Genomic DNA, 14,446 nt, shown 5'->3' on the forward strand with positions numbered 1-14,446 from the left:
ACCCGGGACCTCCGCCCTCACGTCTTCATACACGCGGCAGTCTGAATATCGGTGGTGTTTAGAAATACGTCGGGCACAATATGAGGGGGCCGATTCAACGGTCCCCCAATTGTGGCGCAGCGTCAGTCCTTCCCCCAGTCCGCATCCTGCATCTCGCGCAGGCGGCTTGCCGTACGTTCGAATTCGAACGCGCCGTCACCTTCGATATAAAGCGATTCGGGTTCGTCCGCGGCCGAGCAGATGAATCGCACCTTTGCCTCGTAAAGCGCGTCGATCAGCGTGACGAAGCGCTTTGCCTCGTTGAAGTTCGACCGGCCGAGACGCGGGATATCCTCCATGATCAGCACGCGCACGGCATCGGCGATGGCCAGGAAGTCGCCGGGGCCCAGCATCTGGCCGCAGACCGCGTGGAAGGTCGTCCGCCCGACGCCGTTGCGGTAGGCGGGCAGCGTGACCTGACGCCCCTTGACGGTCAGCACCAGCGGTTCGCCTCCGCCGCCGGTCAGGTCTTTCCAGATCGCGTCGATCTCGGCCCGGGCGGCGGCATTGGCGGGGGTGAAGTAGACCTTGCTGCCGGACAACCGGTTCTGCCGGTAATCGCGGGGGCTGGCCAGTTCGTGCACCACCAGCCGGTCCTTGATCAGGTCGATGAAGGGCAGGAACAGCTGCCGGTTCAGGCCGTTCTTGTACAGGTCATCCGGCACCCGGTTCGAGGTCGTCACGATGACCACGCCCCGGTCCATCAGGGCCTGGAACAGCCGTCCGACGATCATCGCGTCGGCGATGTCGGTGATCTGCATCTCGTCGAAGGCCAAGACGCGCAGGCCGTCGGCCACCTGTTCGACAACGGGCGCAAGGCTGTCTTCGACATTGGCCTTGCGCGCTTCGTGCAGGCCTGCCTGGATTTCCTGCATGAAGGCGTGGAAGTGCACCCGCCGCACCGGCACGTCGAGGCTTTCGACGAACAGGTCCATCAGCATCGACTTGCCGCGCCCGACCCCGCCCCAAAGGTACAGCCCATCCGGTGCGTCGACCTGCGTCTTGCGCCGGAACAGGCCCCGCTTTTCGGGTTTCGCCTCAAGCCCTGTGAGGATGCGGTCGAACTCGGCCAGCACCGCCTCCTGGGCGGGGTCGGCGTGCAGCTCTCCGGAGTTCAGGCGGGCGGTGTAGAGATCGCGCATTTTCTGGCTCATACTGACTAGTTACCTTGCGGCCCGGGCAGGGAAAAGAGCAGCAATGCAAATGCGGGACATCACAAAGGATGAATTGCCTCGGGGCAGGGTTTCGGATTGTATGCGCCTGCATTTATCTCCCGGAGCCTCCGATGTCCTCTGCCCGTCTGATGACGCCTGTCCTGATCTCTGCCTGCGTGATCATCCTGATCAGTTTTGCTGTGCGTGCCTCGTTCGGGGTGTTCCAGATCCCGATCGCCGACGAGTTCGGCTGGGCGCGCGCCGAATTTTCGCTGGCGATCGCGATCCAGAACCTGGCCTGGGGGATCGGGCAGCCGATCTTCGGGGCCTTCGCGGAAAAGCTGGGGGACCGGCGGGCCATCATCCTGGGCGCGATCACCTATGCCGCCGGGCTGGTCCTGTCATCTTTCGCCGTGTCGCCGGTCCAGCACCAACTGCTTGAGATCATGGTGGGCTTCGGCATCGCGGGGACCGGGTTCGGCGTGATCCTGGCCGTGGTTGGCCGGGCCTCATCGGGCGCGAACCGGTCGATGTCGCTGGCCATCGCCACGGCGGCAGGCAGCGCGGGGCAGGTCGTCGGCGCGCCCTTTGCGGAATACCTGCTGGGCATGATGCCCTGGCAAAGCGTCTTCCTGGTCTTCGCGGCGCTGATCCTGAGCGTGATCCTGTTCCTGCCGTTCATGCGTGCCCCGATCACGGCGACCAAGACCGAGCTGGAGGAAAGCCTGGGTCAGATCCTGTTGCGCGCCGGCAAGGATCCGTCGTTCACGCTGATCTTCCTTGGCTTCTTCTCCTGCGGCTACCAGCTGGCCTTCATCACCGCGCACTTCCCGGCCTTCGTGACCGAAATGTGCGGGCCGATCATGCCGGGCGGCGTGCTGCATTCGATCGGGATCACCACGACCTCGGCGCTTGGGGCGATCTCGATCTCTCTCATCGGGCTGGCCAATATCGCGGGCACGCTGCTGGCGGGGTGGCTGGGCAACCGGTTCACCAAGAAGTACCTGCTTGCGGGCATCTACACCCTGCGCACCTTCGTCGCCGCCGCCTTCATCCTGCTGCCGATCACACCGCTCAGCGTGCTGCTTTTCTCGGCCGCCATGGGATCGCTGTGGCTGGCCACCGTGCCGCTGACCTCGGGTCTGGTCGCGCATATCTGGGGGCTGCGCTACATGGGCACGCTCTACGGCATCGTCTTCTTCTCGCACCAGCTGGGCGGGTTCCTGGGGGTCTGGCTTGGCGGGCGGATGTACGACGTCTATGGCGATTACACGATGGTATGGTGGATCGGCGTCGGGGTTGGCGCGTTCAGCGCGATCGTCCACCTGCCGGTGAAGGAAAAGCGAACGCCGGTGGCGGTGCCTGCCTGATCTGCGGATCATGCCTTTGATAAACCCCGGCCTCGCGCCGGGGTTTTTCGTTTGGGGCTGGCTATTCGCGTCCGTCCTGGAAGGCCCTGAGAACCTCGTCCGGGTGGGTCAGGGGCAACCAGTGTGTCGCCCCTTCGACCTGGGACTGGATGGCAAGACGGTTCCAGCGGGTGAGGTTGCCCATGCCCGACAGGGGGATCGCGTCATCCTCTGTCGCCCAGATCGACAGCACCGGCACGTCGACCCGGCTGAGCTTGCGGTGTTCGTATTCCCGTTCGTCCCTTAGCACATGGCGCAGCGACGACAGGACCGCGGGAATGAACCCGCGCCGGTCCGACTCGGCGGCCTGACCGGCGGCAACGTCGGCCAGGTCGGGATGCTGGCCCGCCAGGGATTGTGCGCCCTTGCGGATCACGCGGGGCAGGCGGGCGTGGGCCAGCCAGTCGCCAAGGCGGCCCATGTCGCGGATCTGGCGATAGAAGCCTTTGGGAAAGCCGCCGAAACCGGCGGGGGCCACGAGGACAAGCTGCCGGATCTGGTCGGGGTGTTTGGCCGCATGGCAGGTGGCGATTACGCCGCCCATGGAATAGCCGAACAGAGTGATGTCGTCGGGGATCTTCTCGTGCGCCAGAAGGTCTTCTAGCTGCTGCACGAAGAAGGCGTCGTCTTGCACACCGTCGGGCCGATCCGAAAACCCGCGCCCGTAAAGGTCGTAGGTCAGGACGCGGAAGCCCATGTGGGTCAGGCCCTCGGCGATCTGGTCCCAGACGAACCCGGGGGTGGTGAGGCCGTGGACCAGCACCGCCACCGGGCCGCGCGTGCCGCCGAACCAGCGATAATGCGTGGTGCCCTGCGACAGTTCGGCAAAGCTGCCGGGCGCATCGACGCGGGCGGCGTCATTCATCTGAGTGCGGCGCTGTTCGACCACGAAGGGGGCGATGGCCACGGCGGCCGCGAGGACCAGAAGGATAAGCCAGATCATTGTGCAGCGGTCCAGGCGGTCAGGATGTGGCGGGCCGTCATCAGATCCAGATGCGCCCCGCCGCCGTTCTTGAACAGCGTGATGTCGTCGGGCGCACGGGTGAAGGCGGCGAGCTGGTAGTAATCGGCCAGGATCGCGTCTTCGGTGATCGCGCCCGAGGCGATGGCCAGCGCGATTTCCCCGATGTGGTGGATCGTCGTGTCGCGGCTGTCGACGAAGACCCGGGCGCGGCGCAGGGCCTCGTCGTCGGCTTCGCGCATGTCGGGGCGGTAGGCACCGATCAGGTCGATATGCTGGCCCGGGCGCAGCCAGGCCCCGTTCAGAACCGGCACATGGCCCGAGGTCGCGCAGCTGACGATATCGGCCTCGGCGACCGCATCGGGCAGATCCATCGCGCAGGTGGTGCGGGGGAAGTCTGCAGCCAATGCCTCGGCCTTGGCGGCGGTGCGGTTCCAGATGGTGAAGTCTGCCTCGGGGAAGGCCGCGCCATAGGCTTCGCGCAGGGATCGCGCAACCGCACCTGCGCCGACGATCAGGATTCTGCGGCTGTCGGGCCGGGCCAGGCGGCGGGCGGCCAGCAGGCTGTCGGCGGCCGTCTTCCACTTGGTGACAAGGTGAAAATCGATCATCGCCTCAAGCGTGCCGTCGGTATCGGACATCAGGCTCATCATGCCGTTGACGGTGCCAAGTCCACGCTCGGGGTTGCCGGGAAAGATCGTGGCGGCCTTGATCGCCAGGCCCAGCCCGTCGATCCAGGCAGACCGCGTCAGCAGCGTGTCGTCGCCGCGATAGAGGAAGGTATCCGAGACCTCGGCCCTGGGCAGGTCGTGCCCCGCCGCGATGGCGTCGGTCAGGGCGATCCAGTCCAGAACCTTTTCTCCTTCGTCGAACGAGATGCTGGGAATGCTCATGCCGCTTGCTCCTGCGCCAGCAAGCCTTCGGCGACCAGCCGGTCGGCCCAGCCCTGCGGTCCGTCGAACAGGTGCGTCTGCCAGCCGCGCGAGGCGGCCATGGCGATGTTGTCGGCGCGGTCGTCGGCAAACAGCAGGCTCTCGGGGGGCAGGCCGCTGTCGTCTTCGAGGATGCGATAGATCTCGGGGTCGGGCTTGATCACGCCCAGGTGGCCCGAGATGTAAGGGCGATCGAATTCGTGCAGGAAGTCATAGACCGACTGCGCCTGGGCGAAAGTGCCGATCCCGAAGTTCGACAGGGCGAAGACGGGCACGCCATTGGACCGCAGGGCGCGCAACAGCTGGACCGATTGGTCTATCGCGGGCGAGGCCATGTCGATCCAGCGGTCGTGCCACAGGCGGATGGCGTCGCGATAGGCCGGGTGCCGTTCGGCGGCGTCATAGATCGTGGTTCGGAAATCCTCGCCCATGTCGACGCGGTCGTTCATCGCGTGCAGGTCAACCTGGGCGAACAGCTCTTCCCGCCGCTCGCGGCCGATTTCGGCGTCATAGAACCGTTCGGGGTTCCATTCGATCAGAACGTTTCCGATGTCGAAGACGACGGCCTGAATGCCCATTGCTGCCCCTGTTCCAGCCCCCGTGCGGGGCCTAGCTTTCACGCTCTGCGGCGCGGATTTCGCGTTCCAATGCGTCCAGAAAACGGGAGCGGTCGGCCTTTGTAAAGCCCTTGCCCGAGCCTTGGGCAAAGGGGTCGGCGGCGCGGATGTCGGTCATCAGGTCGCGCATGGCCAGCTGGGCGCCGATGTTGGCCTGCGTCAGCCGTTCGCCGTTGTGACGCAGGACGCGCGCGCCACTGGCCACGCATTTCGCGGCCAGCGGCATGTCCGAGGTCACGACGACGTCGCCCTTGCCTGCATGGTCGGCGATCCACTTGTCGGCCTCGTCCGGGCCCGCATCGACGATCACAAGTTCGACCAGCGGGTTCTGCGAGGGACGCAGGCCGCCGTTGCAGACCAGCTTCATGGGAAGCTTGTTGCGGGTGGCGACCCGCTCGGCCTCGGCCTTGACCGGGCAGGCGTCTGCATCGACGTAAAGCGTCACGCGTAAAGCGCCTCGGCGTGGAAGGCGACGTGGTCTTCCATGAAGGTCGAGACGAAGAAATAGCTGTGATCATAGCCGGGCTGCATCCGGAACTGGATCTGCTGGCGCCGTTTTGCGGCGGCTTCGGCCAGCGTTTCGGGGCGCAGCAGGTCAAGGAACTGGTCCGAGGTGCCGGTGTCGACCAGAACCGGGCCGTCGAAACCCTTGTCAGCCATCAGGATCGACGCATCGTGTGCTTTCCACGTGGCTTCGTCCGTCCCAAGGTAGGCGGTGAACTGCTTGCGGCCCCAGTCGCCCCCCGTCGGGTTGCAGATCGGCGAAAAGGCCGAGACGGAGCGGAACCGGCCCGGCAGCGACATGGCCAGCGTCAGCGCACCATGGCCGCCCATGGAATGGCCGGTGATCGCCTGGCGATCGGGGTCGATGGCGAATTGGTCGGCCAGCAGGGCGGGTAGCTCGTCTGCCACGTAATCCCACATCCGGTAATGCGGCGCCCAGGGATCCTGCGTGGCGTTCAGGTAGAACCCCGCGCCCTTGCCCAGATCAAAGGCCTCGTCATCCGCCACGTTGTCGCCACGCGGCGAAGTGTCGGGGAAACAGATCGCGATGCCCTGTTCGGCGGCCCATTGCTGCGCCCCCGCCTTGGTCATGGCGTTTTCGTGGGTGCAGGTCAGGCCCGACAGGTACCACAGGATCGGCACGGGGCCGTCCTGCGCCTCTTCCGGCAGGAACAGGCCGAAAGTCATGTCGCAGGCGGTGGCAGAGGAGGCGTGCTTGTAGACGCCCTGGGTGCCGCCGAAGCAGCGGTTCTCGGACAGGGTTTCCATTCAATTACTTTCGGGATTGAGGGTTAGGATTTCGGACAGGGGCTTCTTCTGAAGCGCCTTCTGCGGCACGGTCGCGTCTTTCGATGCGTGTCCGACCGCGAGGATCATCGTCGGTTTCTCGTGATCCGGCCTGCCGCAGATTTCGGTCAGGAATTTCATCGGGTTCGGGGTGTGCGTCAGGCAATAGAGCCCCGCGTGATGCAGCGCCGCGATCAGGAAGCCGGTCGAAATGCCGGTGCTTTCGGGCACATAGTAGTGCTTGAAGCGTGTTCCATCGGGGCGCAGGCCGTAGCGCTGTGCGAAGATGATGATCAGCCAGGGTGCGTCGGTCAGGTGCGGCTTGGACACGCCGGTGCCAATGGGTTCCAGCGCCGACAGCCATTCATCGCCCGCGCCGCCGTCGTAGAACTTCTGCTCCTCCTCCTCGGCGGCCTGACGGATCTTTGACTTCGTCTCGGGGTCGGAAATCGCCACGAAGTGCCAGGGCTGGTGGTTCGCCCCCGAGGGCGCGAGCCCGGCTGTCGCGATGGCGCTTTGGATGACCGCCAGATCGACCGGAGTGTCGGCAAAATCCCGCACCGTGTGGCGGGTCTTCATGCGGTCGTGGAAGGCGCGGGCGCCGTGCAGGCTTTGGTCCTGCGTGACCTCCTGCCGGTCGGGCAGGGGAACCGGGTGATAGGTGGTCGAGGTTTGGGCTGTCATGGTGTCCTCCCTTTCCCGGGTTGTCCCTGACGGGACGTGGCGGGTCAAGGGCGGCGGCGGGGCGCTCATATCTGCGTGACCCGGCGCACACATGCCGGAATCGCGATTTCAGCCGCTTGAACCAGGTGAACGGAACAGTTTAGATTTGTCAGGATCTGTGAGGGAGGAAAACATGGGTGTCACCCGCCCCGTCATGCGGACCGGACGCAAGTTCGGCCAGGTGCTTGAAGGTGCGCGCGAAGTCTTCGTGGCCGAGGGCTACGAGGGCGCGAACGTGGACGACATCGCCCGGGTCGCGGGCGTGTCCAAGGCGACGCTCTATAGTTATTTTCCCGACAAGCGGCTGCTGTTCATGGAGGTCGCGCGCAGCGAATGCCAGCGCCAGGCCGACGCGGCGATGGAGCTGGTGCAGCCCGACCTGCCGCCGCGCGACGTGCTGCTGTTCGGGGCGCGCCGGATCGCCGAATTCTTCAACTCTCCAATGTCGCTGTCGATCTTCCGCATGTGCGTGGCCGAGGCCGAACGCTTCCCGGAGCTGGGGCGCGAATTCTACCGCACCGGGCCGATGATGGCGCGGAACATGATGGCGGATTACCTGCGCTGCGCGACTGAGGCGGGCAACCTGAAGGTCGAGGACCCCGAGCTGGCCGCTGACCAGTTCGCCGAGCTGTGCAAGGCGGGGATCTTTACGCAGCGCCTGTTCGGCGTGGCCGGGGAACTGTCGCCGGAGTGGTGCGAGAAGGTCGCCAATTCCGCCGTCGACATGTTCCTTGCCCGCTACGGCGCCTAGTCGAGCCGCCGCACCATCAGCTGATTGCCCGGGCCGCGCTTGGATTCGAGGATCTTGATGTCGGCGATCAGGTCCGACAGCTTGCGCTTGCCGTAGGACCGCGTGTCGAAATCCGGGTTCTCTGCCGTCAGGTACTGGCCCAGCTGGCCCATGGTGACCCATTCGTCGTCGGTGTCGATCTTGTCCATGGCCCGCAGGATCAGCGGCTGCGCCTCGGCCGGTTTCAGCTTTCCGGTCGGCTTTTCGGCGCCTTTTGCCGGGGCCGAATCCTCGACGATGTTCTCGATCAGGATGAACCGGTTGCAGACGTTGCGCAGGCTTTCCGGGGCCTTGGATTCCCCGATGCCGATGACGTCGAGCCCCTGTTCCCGCACCCGGTTGGCCAGCGCGGTGAAATCGCTGTCGGACGACACAAGCACGAACCCGTCGAAGCGGCCGGTGTGCAGGATATCCATCGCGTCGATCACCAGCCCGATGTCGCTGGCGTTCTTGCCCTTGGTGTTCGCAGTTTCCTGATGCGCCACCAGCCCCAGTTCGCGCACCTGTTCCGTCCAGGGGCGCAGGCGGTCCGATCCCCAGTCGCCATAGACCCTGCGCAGGGCGGGCTCGCCGATGCTGGTGATCTCTTTCAGGATCGCCTTGGCGTATTTCGCCGGGATGTTGTCGGCGTCGATCAGAACGGCATAAAGCGGGCGGGTGTCGGGCATGGGGCCTCCTTTTGCCTTCACATAGGGCGCGGCGGCGGGGAAGACCACCGCTGATCGGTCAGGTGCCGGTGCGGGTATAGGTGCGCTTGATATGCGCCGTAAGCGCGTCGGCCAGGTGGTCAAAGACCGTGCGGATCCGGCGCGAGGAATGCAGTTCGCGGTGCGTGACCAGCCAGATGGGAAAGGCAAAGACCGGCTCGTTCGGCAGGATCAGGTCGACATCGGGCGTGGTGCGGCCGGTGTCGTCGCTCATGATGCCGATGCCAAGGCCCGCGCGCACCAGTTCCCACAGCACCAGCCCGCTGTCGGTGCGGTACCGGATGTTCTGGGCGGTGATCTGGATGTCGCGCTGCGCGAGGAAGGCGCACATTTCGTCGGAATCCAGAAAGCCGACGAAGTCATGGCGGGACAGATCGGCGCGGGTTTCGGGCCGCCCCCGGCGATCGATATAGGCGGGCGCGGCATAGAACCGCCCGGTGCCTTCGCCCAACAGCCGCGCGGTCAGGTTCGGGTCTTCGGGGCGGACATGGCGGATGGCGATGTCGGCCTCGCGCCGCGAGAGGTCGCGCAGGTCGTTGGCGGCAATGACCTCGATATCGATCTCGGGTGTCTTGCGGCCCAGATCGGCGATCACGCGGGGCAGCAGGTTGGCCGAGGAGACGTCGCTCGCGGTGATCGACACGGTGCCGCGTAGGGTCTGGCTTTGACCGGTCGCGGTCAGGGCGGCCCGTTCGGCCGCCGCCCCCATTTCCCGCATGTGGATCAGCAGCTCGCGCCCGGGGTCCGTCAGGATCAACCCGCGCCCGGCCCGGTCGAAGAGCGCGACGCCCAGTTCGTCCTCCAACGCAGTGACCTGCCGCCCGACCGTGGGCTGGGTCTGGCCAAGCGCGCGCGCGGCCGCCGAGAGCGATCCGTGTTCGGCCGTCGCCAGAAAGGCGCGGGCCTGGTTCCAGTCAAAACTCGCAGCGGGCCAATTCATGCGTTTTTGTATGCCGTTTCTGCGAATTCAGGCAATTCTTATGTGGTCCGCGCATGGGTAAACAGGATCAACAGAGATGACGGAGAGCGATATGCAAGCGGAAGCCTTCTGGGACGGCATGGCCCAATCCTATGCCAAGCGGCCCATTCAGAACATGGATCAGCATGACCGGACGGTCGAACGATCAGCGGCCTACCTGACGCCCGAAGCCGAGGTGCTTGAGGTCGGCTGCGGCACCGGGACCATCGCGATGCGGCTGGCGCCTCACGCGGGGCATGTGCTGGCCACGGATATCAGCGGCGCGCTTCTGGACATCGCGCGGCAGCGGCAGGCCGAACAGGCGGTCGACACTGTCAGCTTTGCGCGCCACGGTCTGTTTGATCTGCCCGAGGGGCAGTTCGACATGGTTGCGGCCTACAACCTGCTGCACCTGATCGAGGATTTCGATGGCGCGGTCGCGTCGCTGGCCGCGCGGGTCAAGCCGGGCGGCGTGCTGGTGACCAAGACCGGTGCGCTGGCCGAGAACTGGCGCGGCTGGCCGCTGCGGCTGGTGATCGGGGCGATGCGGATGATCGGCAAGGCGCCCTACGTCGGCTTCCTGTCGAGCCGCGATATCGACGCCGCCATGGCGCGGCACGGGCTTGAGATCGTGGAATCCGAAACCATGGGGAAGGGCGTGGTCACGCGGTTCCTCGTGGCGCGGAAGGTGTAGGGCAGGCCTTGGTGGATGGCCGCGGGGCGGGGTGAACCCCGCCCTACGGGGATGGTCCTGCGGTAGGGCGGGGTTCACCCCGCCGCTCCGTCGTTAATACAACACGACCGACCGGATGGATTCTCCGGCGTGCATCAGGTCGAACCCCTTGTTGATGTCGTCGAGGCCCATGGTGTGGGTGATCATCGGGTCGATCTCGATCTTGCCGTCCATGTACCAGTCGACGATCTTGGGCACGTCGGTCCGGCCACGTGCACCGCCAAAGGCCGTGCCTTTCCAGACGCGGCCGGTGACCAGCTGGAACGGACGCGTGGCGATTTCGGCCCCGGCAGGCGCCACGCCGATGATGATCGATTCACCCCAGCCGCGATGCGCGCATTCCAGCGCCTGACGCATGACATTGACGTTGCCGGTGCAGTCAAAGGTGTAATCCGCGCCGCCGATCAGGTCGCCGCGCCGCTTGGTCAGGTTGACGATGTAGGGGACGATGTCTTCGCCGATCTCGGACGGGTTGATGAAATGGGTCATGCCGAAGCGTTCGGCCATTTCCTTCTTTCCGTTGTTCAGATCGACGCCGATGATCATCTCGGCCCCGGCAAGGCGCAGGCCCTGGATCACGTTCAGCCCGATGCCGCCCAGGCCAAAGACCACGGCAGTCGATCCGACCTCGACCTTGGCGGTGTTGATCACCGCGCCGATGCCGGTGGTCACCCCGCAGCCGATGTAGCAGATCTTGTCGAAGGGGGCGTCCTCGCGCACCTTGGCCAGTGCGATTTCAGGCAGCACCGTGTGGTTCGAAAAGGTCGAGCAGCCCATGTAGTGCAGGATCGGGTCGCCATCGAGCGTGGTGAAGCGCGAGGTGCCGTCGGGCATGACGCCCTGGCCCTGCGTTGTGCGGATCGAGGTGCAGAGGTTGGTCTTCTGGCTGGTGCAGGAATAGCACTCGCGGCATTCCGGCGTGTAAAGCGGGATCACGTGATCGCCGGGCTTCAGGCTGGTGACGCCTTCGCCGACCTCGACCACCACGCCCGCACCTTCATGGCCGAGGATCGCGGGGAACAGCCCTTCGGGGTCTGCTCCGGACAATGTGAATTCATCGGTGTGGCAGATGCCGGTGGCCTTCACTTCGACCAGAACTTCGCCCGGCTTCGGACCGTCGAGGTTCACCTCCATGATTTCCAAGGGTTTTCCGGCCTGTGTGGCGACGGCGGCTTTGGTGCGCATCAAGGGATCCTCCTGAAATTGGCTTCGCGCCACCTTGGTCCGGTTCGGGCCTGGGATCAACGGCGGAACTTGTTCGGCGGGCCGGGAATTTCCATTTAAGACATCTGGTAAAGGAGTGCCCTTCATGAAGACTCTTATCATGGCCCTGATGACGGCCACGCCGGTTGCGGCGCTGGCCGACACCGGTGGTCTCGCGAATTATTACGAAAGCTACGAATGCCGCCCGTCGGCCTACAAAGCGCTGGTCGGCAAGTCCCTTGGAACCGCCGAACAGACCATCGCCGAAGGGCCCAAGGTGCGCATCTTCGGTCCCGGCGCGATCCTGACGGACGAGTTCAACCCAGAACGGGTCAACATCGTGTCGGATGACGGGAAGATCGTCACGCGGGTCTACTGCGGATGAGGGGCGCGGTTGTCCTGTGTGCGGCGCTGGCCCTTGCCGGATGTCGTGAAACCGGCGTGACCGAGGTGGCGGATGACCCCTGTGGCGCGACGCAATACCAATCACTTGTCGGTCAGGATCGCGCTGCGATCGCGGCGGCCGGGCTGGAGGCCGGGCGGGATCTGCGGATCCTCGGGCCGGACGACATGGCGACGATGGATTACCGTGCCGACCGGCTGAATATCGACCTTGATGACGCGGGCGTTGTGACGCGCCTGCGCTGTGGCTGACGGATCAGAGGCGGTAGGGCTGGTGGCAGGCGCCACAGGCCCCGCCGATCGCCAGCATTCCGGCGGCGACGCCCTCGGCCGAGCCTGCATCCATGTCCTGCGCGGCGGATTGCAGGGCGGCCGCCTTGGCGGTGAAGTCGTTCCAGTTGTCCCAGATCGCCGGGCTTGATTCAGATTGCGGATCGGTGGCGGCATCTTCGAACGCCGCGGGGATCCGCCCGGCCAGATCTGCCAGCTTGGCCGCCGCAGCCTCGGCGTCGGCCTGGGAATAGCTGGCGGGCTGCTTGGCCATGTTTCCCAGCACACCGGTCGCGGCCTTGATGTCTTTCATCATCTGCATCCGGGCTTGAACCGAGGGGTTCTGGACGTTGTCATGTGCCAGGGCGCCCGTCGCAATCAGGCATAGGGCGAGGGCAAGGTGGCGAACTGTCATCGGTATCTCCTTCATTTTGTTGAACCATGGCGGTTTGGCGGGGGTGAGGCCAGCAGACTCGACTCCCGTTCACGTGAGGTTTATCTTTGGAACATATCATGAACATTACCTGACCGACTCATGCCTGCTCCACGCCGTCGCATCCTCTCGCTGTGGTTTCCCCGGATGGGGGCCGACCGTCTGCTGCGGCAGATCGGCGGCGATCCGGAGATGCCCTTTGCGGTGGTGGCGACGCAGGGTCCGGCGCAGGTGCTGCATTCGCTTTCGGCCGGGGCGAGCGTGGCGGGATTGGTGCGGGGGCAGCCGCTGCGGGATGCCCTGGCCATGTGCCCGGACATGATCACGCGCCTGCGGAATCCGCAGGCCGAAGGGGTCTTCCTTGCCTCCCTGCGCAGGTGGGCGGGGAAATATTCGCCCTGGGTCGGCATCGCGGGGGAAGAGGGGCTTTGCCTCGACATCACCGGCTGCGCCCACCTGTTCGGCGGAGAGGAGGGGCTGCTCGACTCCGTCGATGCCGATTGCGCGGGTCTGGGGCTGACGGTGCGCGCGGGTGTCGCCGACACGATCGGCGGGTCCTGGGCGCTGGCGCGGTTTGCCGGCATCGGCGCGGGGCATCACCGCAGCGGTGACGCCGTGGACCAGGAGGCGCGGGCCACCCGGTCGCGGGCGGCCAAACGGCGGCATTGGGAACGGGGCGGCGCGGCCCCCCGGATCAAGACCGCCGGGGTCGAGGCGCAGCGGATCGCCGCGCCCGGCCAGACCCGCAGCGCCATCGCCGGGTTGCCGCTGGCCGCCCTGCGGCTTGAGCCTGACGTGGTGACGCAGCTGTCGCGGCTGGGGCTGCGGCGGGTGTCGGACCTGATCGACCAGCCGCGCGGGCCGCTGTCGCGCCGGTTCGGTCCCGGGGTCGTGCTGCGGATCGACCAGGCGCTTGGCCAGGTGCCCGAACCGGTGTCGCCGGTGGCCGAAGCGCGGCCCTTTGCCGTGCGGATGACCCTGCCTGACCCGATCGGGCTGACCGATGACCTCCTGGCCGGGCTCGACCGGCTGCTGCCGCGCCTGTGCGATACGGTCGGCAAGGCGGGGCGCGGGGTGCGGCTGATCCGGTTGCAGGCTTACCGGACGGATCACACCATGCAATGGGTGTCCGCCGGGGTGGCGCGCCCGACGGCGGATCCCGAACGGATCCGTCCCCTGCTGGCCATGAAGGTCGAAGAAATCGACGCAGGCCACGGCATCGACATGCTGCGGCTTGAGGCGGTGCAGACCGAACCCGTGTCGGCCCGCCAGCCCGTCGGACATCTTGAGGCCGGCAAGGTGATCGCGGACCGGTTGGCGGCCAGCACGGGGCATGATGATCTGATCGCCCGGATCGGCGCCCGCGTCGGGATGGAGCAGATCACCCGCTGGCACCCGGCGTCCTCGCACATCCCGGAAAAGACCGCGCTTGTGCTGGCCGCCGCCTGGTCTGAGCCGGTGACCGAATGGCCCGACCCGCCGGTGCCGCGTCCGCTTCTGCTGTGGCGGCCGGAACCGGTGACCGCTCCGGAGGTGCCGCGCCTGAATGGACCGTTCCGCTGGCGCGGGCGGGATCTGACGCCGGTTGAGACCCTGGGCCCGGAACGCATCGCGCCGGAATGGTGGCTGGACGACCCGGCCTGGCGGTCCGGCATCCGCGACTACTGGCGGGTGACCGTCGAGGGGGGCGAAAGGCTGTGGCTTTTCTTTGCCCACGGGGCGGCGATGTCGGCTGGGTGGTTCTGCCAGGGGCGGTTCGGGTAAGGGGCGACGTTACGCGGGCGGTAGGGTGCGTGCTTGCACGCACCGCCGCAGGTGACGGCGC

Annotated in this window: 17 protein-coding genes; 6 read left to right on the plus strand and 11 right to left on the minus strand. The window is 66.0% G+C overall.

What is annotated here, in order from left to right; all coding sequences use genetic code 11:
* Positions 1-122 precede the first annotated feature (122 nt).
* On the minus strand, positions 123-1,181 hold the full coding sequence (zapE, locus tag E4S58_RS10805; RefSeq protein WP_240789530.1) for a cell division protein ZapE: 1,059 nt from the start codon (positions 1,179-1,181) through the stop codon (positions 123-125).
* Between the two features lie 143 nt (positions 1,182-1,324).
* Here zapE and E4S58_RS10810 point away from each other — a divergent pair, with 143 nt between their 5' ends.
* Positions 1,325-2,563 (plus strand): MFS transporter, encoded by a 1,239-nt coding sequence (locus tag E4S58_RS10810; protein WP_136636411.1) that lies wholly within the window; start codon positions 1,325-1,327, stop codon positions 2,561-2,563.
* A gap of 61 nt (positions 2,564-2,624) precedes the next feature.
* On the opposite strand, the gene E4S58_RS10815 is transcribed toward E4S58_RS10810, so the two are convergent.
* Genes E4S58_RS10815 through E4S58_RS10840 form a run of 6 tightly spaced genes read right to left on the minus strand, consistent with a single transcriptional unit; the run spans position 2,625 to position 7,086 of the window.
* Positions 2,625-3,545, minus strand: coding sequence for an alpha/beta fold hydrolase (locus E4S58_RS10815; RefSeq protein WP_136636412.1), 921 nt, complete (start codon positions 3,543-3,545; stop codon positions 2,625-2,627).
* Positions 3,542-4,456, minus strand: a complete 915-nt coding sequence (locus tag E4S58_RS10820; RefSeq protein ID WP_136636413.1) for an ornithine cyclodeaminase family protein — start codon at positions 4,454-4,456, stop codon at positions 3,542-3,544. The genes E4S58_RS10815 and E4S58_RS10820 overlap by 4 nt, the downstream gene beginning before the upstream one ends.
* Entirely contained in the window at positions 4,453-5,073 is a 621-nt protein-coding gene (locus E4S58_RS10825) for an HAD family hydrolase (protein WP_136636414.1), read from the minus strand. Before E4S58_RS10825 ends, E4S58_RS10820 begins: the two co-directional genes overlap by 4 nt.
* 31 nt (positions 5,074-5,104) lie before the next feature.
* Positions 5,105-5,557, minus strand: coding sequence for a YaiI/YqxD family protein (locus E4S58_RS10830; protein WP_136636415.1), 453 nt, complete (start codon positions 5,555-5,557; stop codon positions 5,105-5,107).
* Entirely contained in the window at positions 5,554-6,384 is an 831-nt protein-coding gene (fghA, locus tag E4S58_RS10835; RefSeq protein WP_136636416.1) for an S-formylglutathione hydrolase, read from the minus strand. The genes E4S58_RS10830 and fghA overlap by 4 nt, the downstream gene beginning before the upstream one ends.
* The gene (locus E4S58_RS10840) at positions 6,385-7,086 is read right to left on the minus strand and encodes a nitroreductase family protein (RefSeq protein ID WP_136636417.1); all 702 of its coding nucleotides are present in this window, start codon (positions 7,084-7,086) and stop codon (positions 6,385-6,387) included.
* A gap of 172 nt (positions 7,087-7,258) precedes the next feature.
* On the opposite strand from E4S58_RS10840, the gene E4S58_RS10845 reads away from it, so the two are divergent.
* Entirely contained in the window at positions 7,259-7,876 is a 618-nt protein-coding gene (locus E4S58_RS10845; RefSeq protein ID WP_240789531.1) for a TetR/AcrR family transcriptional regulator, read from the plus strand.
* Here E4S58_RS10845 and E4S58_RS10850 read toward each other — a convergent pair.
* Entirely contained in the window at positions 7,873-8,583 is a 711-nt protein-coding gene (locus tag E4S58_RS10850) for an NYN domain-containing protein (protein ID WP_136636418.1), read from the minus strand. The two genes, E4S58_RS10845 and E4S58_RS10850, sit on opposite strands and share 4 nt — an antisense overlap.
* A gap of 58 nt (positions 8,584-8,641) precedes the next feature.
* Positions 8,642-9,562: a LysR family transcriptional regulator gene (locus E4S58_RS10855; protein WP_136636419.1), complete on the minus strand. Its 921-nt coding sequence runs from the start codon at positions 9,560-9,562 to the stop codon at positions 8,642-8,644.
* A gap of 91 nt (positions 9,563-9,653) precedes the next feature.
* Between E4S58_RS10855 and E4S58_RS10860 the strand changes: the two genes are divergently transcribed.
* Positions 9,654-10,274, plus strand: a complete 621-nt coding sequence (locus E4S58_RS10860; protein ID WP_169052653.1) for a class I SAM-dependent methyltransferase — start codon at positions 9,654-9,656, stop codon at positions 10,272-10,274.
* Positions 10,275-10,367: 93 nt separating this feature from the next.
* On the opposite strand, the gene E4S58_RS10865 is transcribed toward E4S58_RS10860, so the two are convergent.
* Positions 10,368-11,498, minus strand: coding sequence for an S-(hydroxymethyl)glutathione dehydrogenase/class III alcohol dehydrogenase (locus E4S58_RS10865; protein ID WP_136636421.1), 1,131 nt, complete (start codon positions 11,496-11,498; stop codon positions 10,368-10,370).
* Positions 11,499-11,622: 124 nt separating this feature from the next.
* On the opposite strand from E4S58_RS10865, the gene E4S58_RS10870 reads away from it, so the two are divergent.
* Both E4S58_RS10870 and E4S58_RS10875 read left to right on the plus strand, forming a co-directional pair.
* Complete coding sequence (locus E4S58_RS10870; RefSeq protein WP_136636422.1) at positions 11,623-11,901, plus strand: I78 family peptidase inhibitor; 279 nt, start codon at positions 11,623-11,625, stop codon at positions 11,899-11,901.
* Complete coding sequence (locus tag E4S58_RS10875) at positions 11,898-12,170, plus strand: I78 family peptidase inhibitor (protein WP_136636423.1); 273 nt, start codon at positions 11,898-11,900, stop codon at positions 12,168-12,170. The genes E4S58_RS10870 and E4S58_RS10875 overlap by 4 nt, the downstream gene beginning before the upstream one ends.
* A 4-nt stretch (positions 12,171-12,174) precedes the next feature.
* Here the strand turns inward: E4S58_RS10875 and E4S58_RS10880 are convergent, their stop codons facing one another.
* Positions 12,175-12,603 (minus strand): c-type cytochrome, encoded by a 429-nt coding sequence (locus E4S58_RS10880; RefSeq protein WP_169052654.1) that lies wholly within the window; start codon positions 12,601-12,603, stop codon positions 12,175-12,177.
* A gap of 120 nt (positions 12,604-12,723) precedes the next feature.
* Between E4S58_RS10880 and E4S58_RS10885 the strand changes: the two genes are divergently transcribed.
* Entirely contained in the window at positions 12,724-14,385 is a 1,662-nt protein-coding gene (locus tag E4S58_RS10885; RefSeq protein ID WP_136636425.1) for a Y-family DNA polymerase, read from the plus strand.
* Positions 14,386-14,446: the final 61 nt, after the last annotated feature.

It is taken from the genome of Pseudooceanicola onchidii (assembly GCF_004959925.1).
Classification (GTDB): Bacteria; Pseudomonadota; Alphaproteobacteria; order Rhodobacterales; family Rhodobacteraceae; genus Pseudooceanicola; species Pseudooceanicola onchidii.

Bases quoted from the DNA above. Each gene is read 5' to 3' on its own strand.
- zapE (WP_240789530.1), bottom strand. From the start codon at position 1,181: ATGCGCGATCTCTACACCGCCCGCCTGAACTCCGGAGAGCTGCACGCC.
- E4S58_RS10810 (WP_136636411.1), top strand. From the start codon at position 1,325: ATGTCCTCTGCCCGTCTGATGACGCCTGTCCTGATCTCTGCCTGCGTG.
- E4S58_RS10815 (WP_136636412.1), bottom strand. From the start codon at position 3,545: ATGATCTGGCTTATCCTTCTGGTCCTCGCGGCCGCCGTGGCCATCGCC.
- E4S58_RS10820 (WP_136636413.1), bottom strand. From the start codon at position 4,456: ATGAGCATTCCCAGCATCTCGTTCGACGAAGGAGAAAAGGTTCTGGAC.
- E4S58_RS10825 (WP_136636414.1), bottom strand. From the start codon at position 5,073: ATGGGCATTCAGGCCGTCGTCTTCGACATCGGAAACGTTCTGATCGAA.
- fghA (WP_136636416.1), bottom strand. From the start codon at position 6,384: ATGGAAACCCTGTCCGAGAACCGCTGCTTCGGCGGCACCCAGGGCGTC.
- E4S58_RS10840 (WP_136636417.1), bottom strand. From the start codon at position 7,086: ATGACAGCCCAAACCTCGACCACCTATCACCCGGTTCCCCTGCCCGAC.
- E4S58_RS10845 (WP_240789531.1), top strand. From the start codon at position 7,259: ATGGGTGTCACCCGCCCCGTCATGCGGACCGGACGCAAGTTCGGCCAG.
- E4S58_RS10850 (WP_136636418.1), bottom strand. From the start codon at position 8,583: ATGCCCGACACCCGCCCGCTTTATGCCGTTCTGATCGACGCCGACAAC.
- E4S58_RS10855 (WP_136636419.1), bottom strand. From the start codon at position 9,562: ATGAATTGGCCCGCTGCGAGTTTTGACTGGAACCAGGCCCGCGCCTTT.
- E4S58_RS10860 (WP_169052653.1), top strand. From the start codon at position 9,654: ATGCAAGCGGAAGCCTTCTGGGACGGCATGGCCCAATCCTATGCCAAG.
- E4S58_RS10865 (WP_136636421.1), bottom strand. From the start codon at position 11,498: ATGCGCACCAAAGCCGCCGTCGCCACACAGGCCGGAAAACCCTTGGAA.
- E4S58_RS10870 (WP_136636422.1), top strand. From the start codon at position 11,623: ATGAAGACTCTTATCATGGCCCTGATGACGGCCACGCCGGTTGCGGCG.
- E4S58_RS10875 (WP_136636423.1), top strand. From the start codon at position 11,898: ATGAGGGGCGCGGTTGTCCTGTGTGCGGCGCTGGCCCTTGCCGGATGT.
- E4S58_RS10880 (WP_169052654.1), bottom strand. From the start codon at position 12,603: ATGACAGTTCGCCACCTTGCCCTCGCCCTATGCCTGATTGCGACGGGC.
- E4S58_RS10885 (WP_136636425.1), top strand. From the start codon at position 12,724: ATGCCTGCTCCACGCCGTCGCATCCTCTCGCTGTGGTTTCCCCGGATG.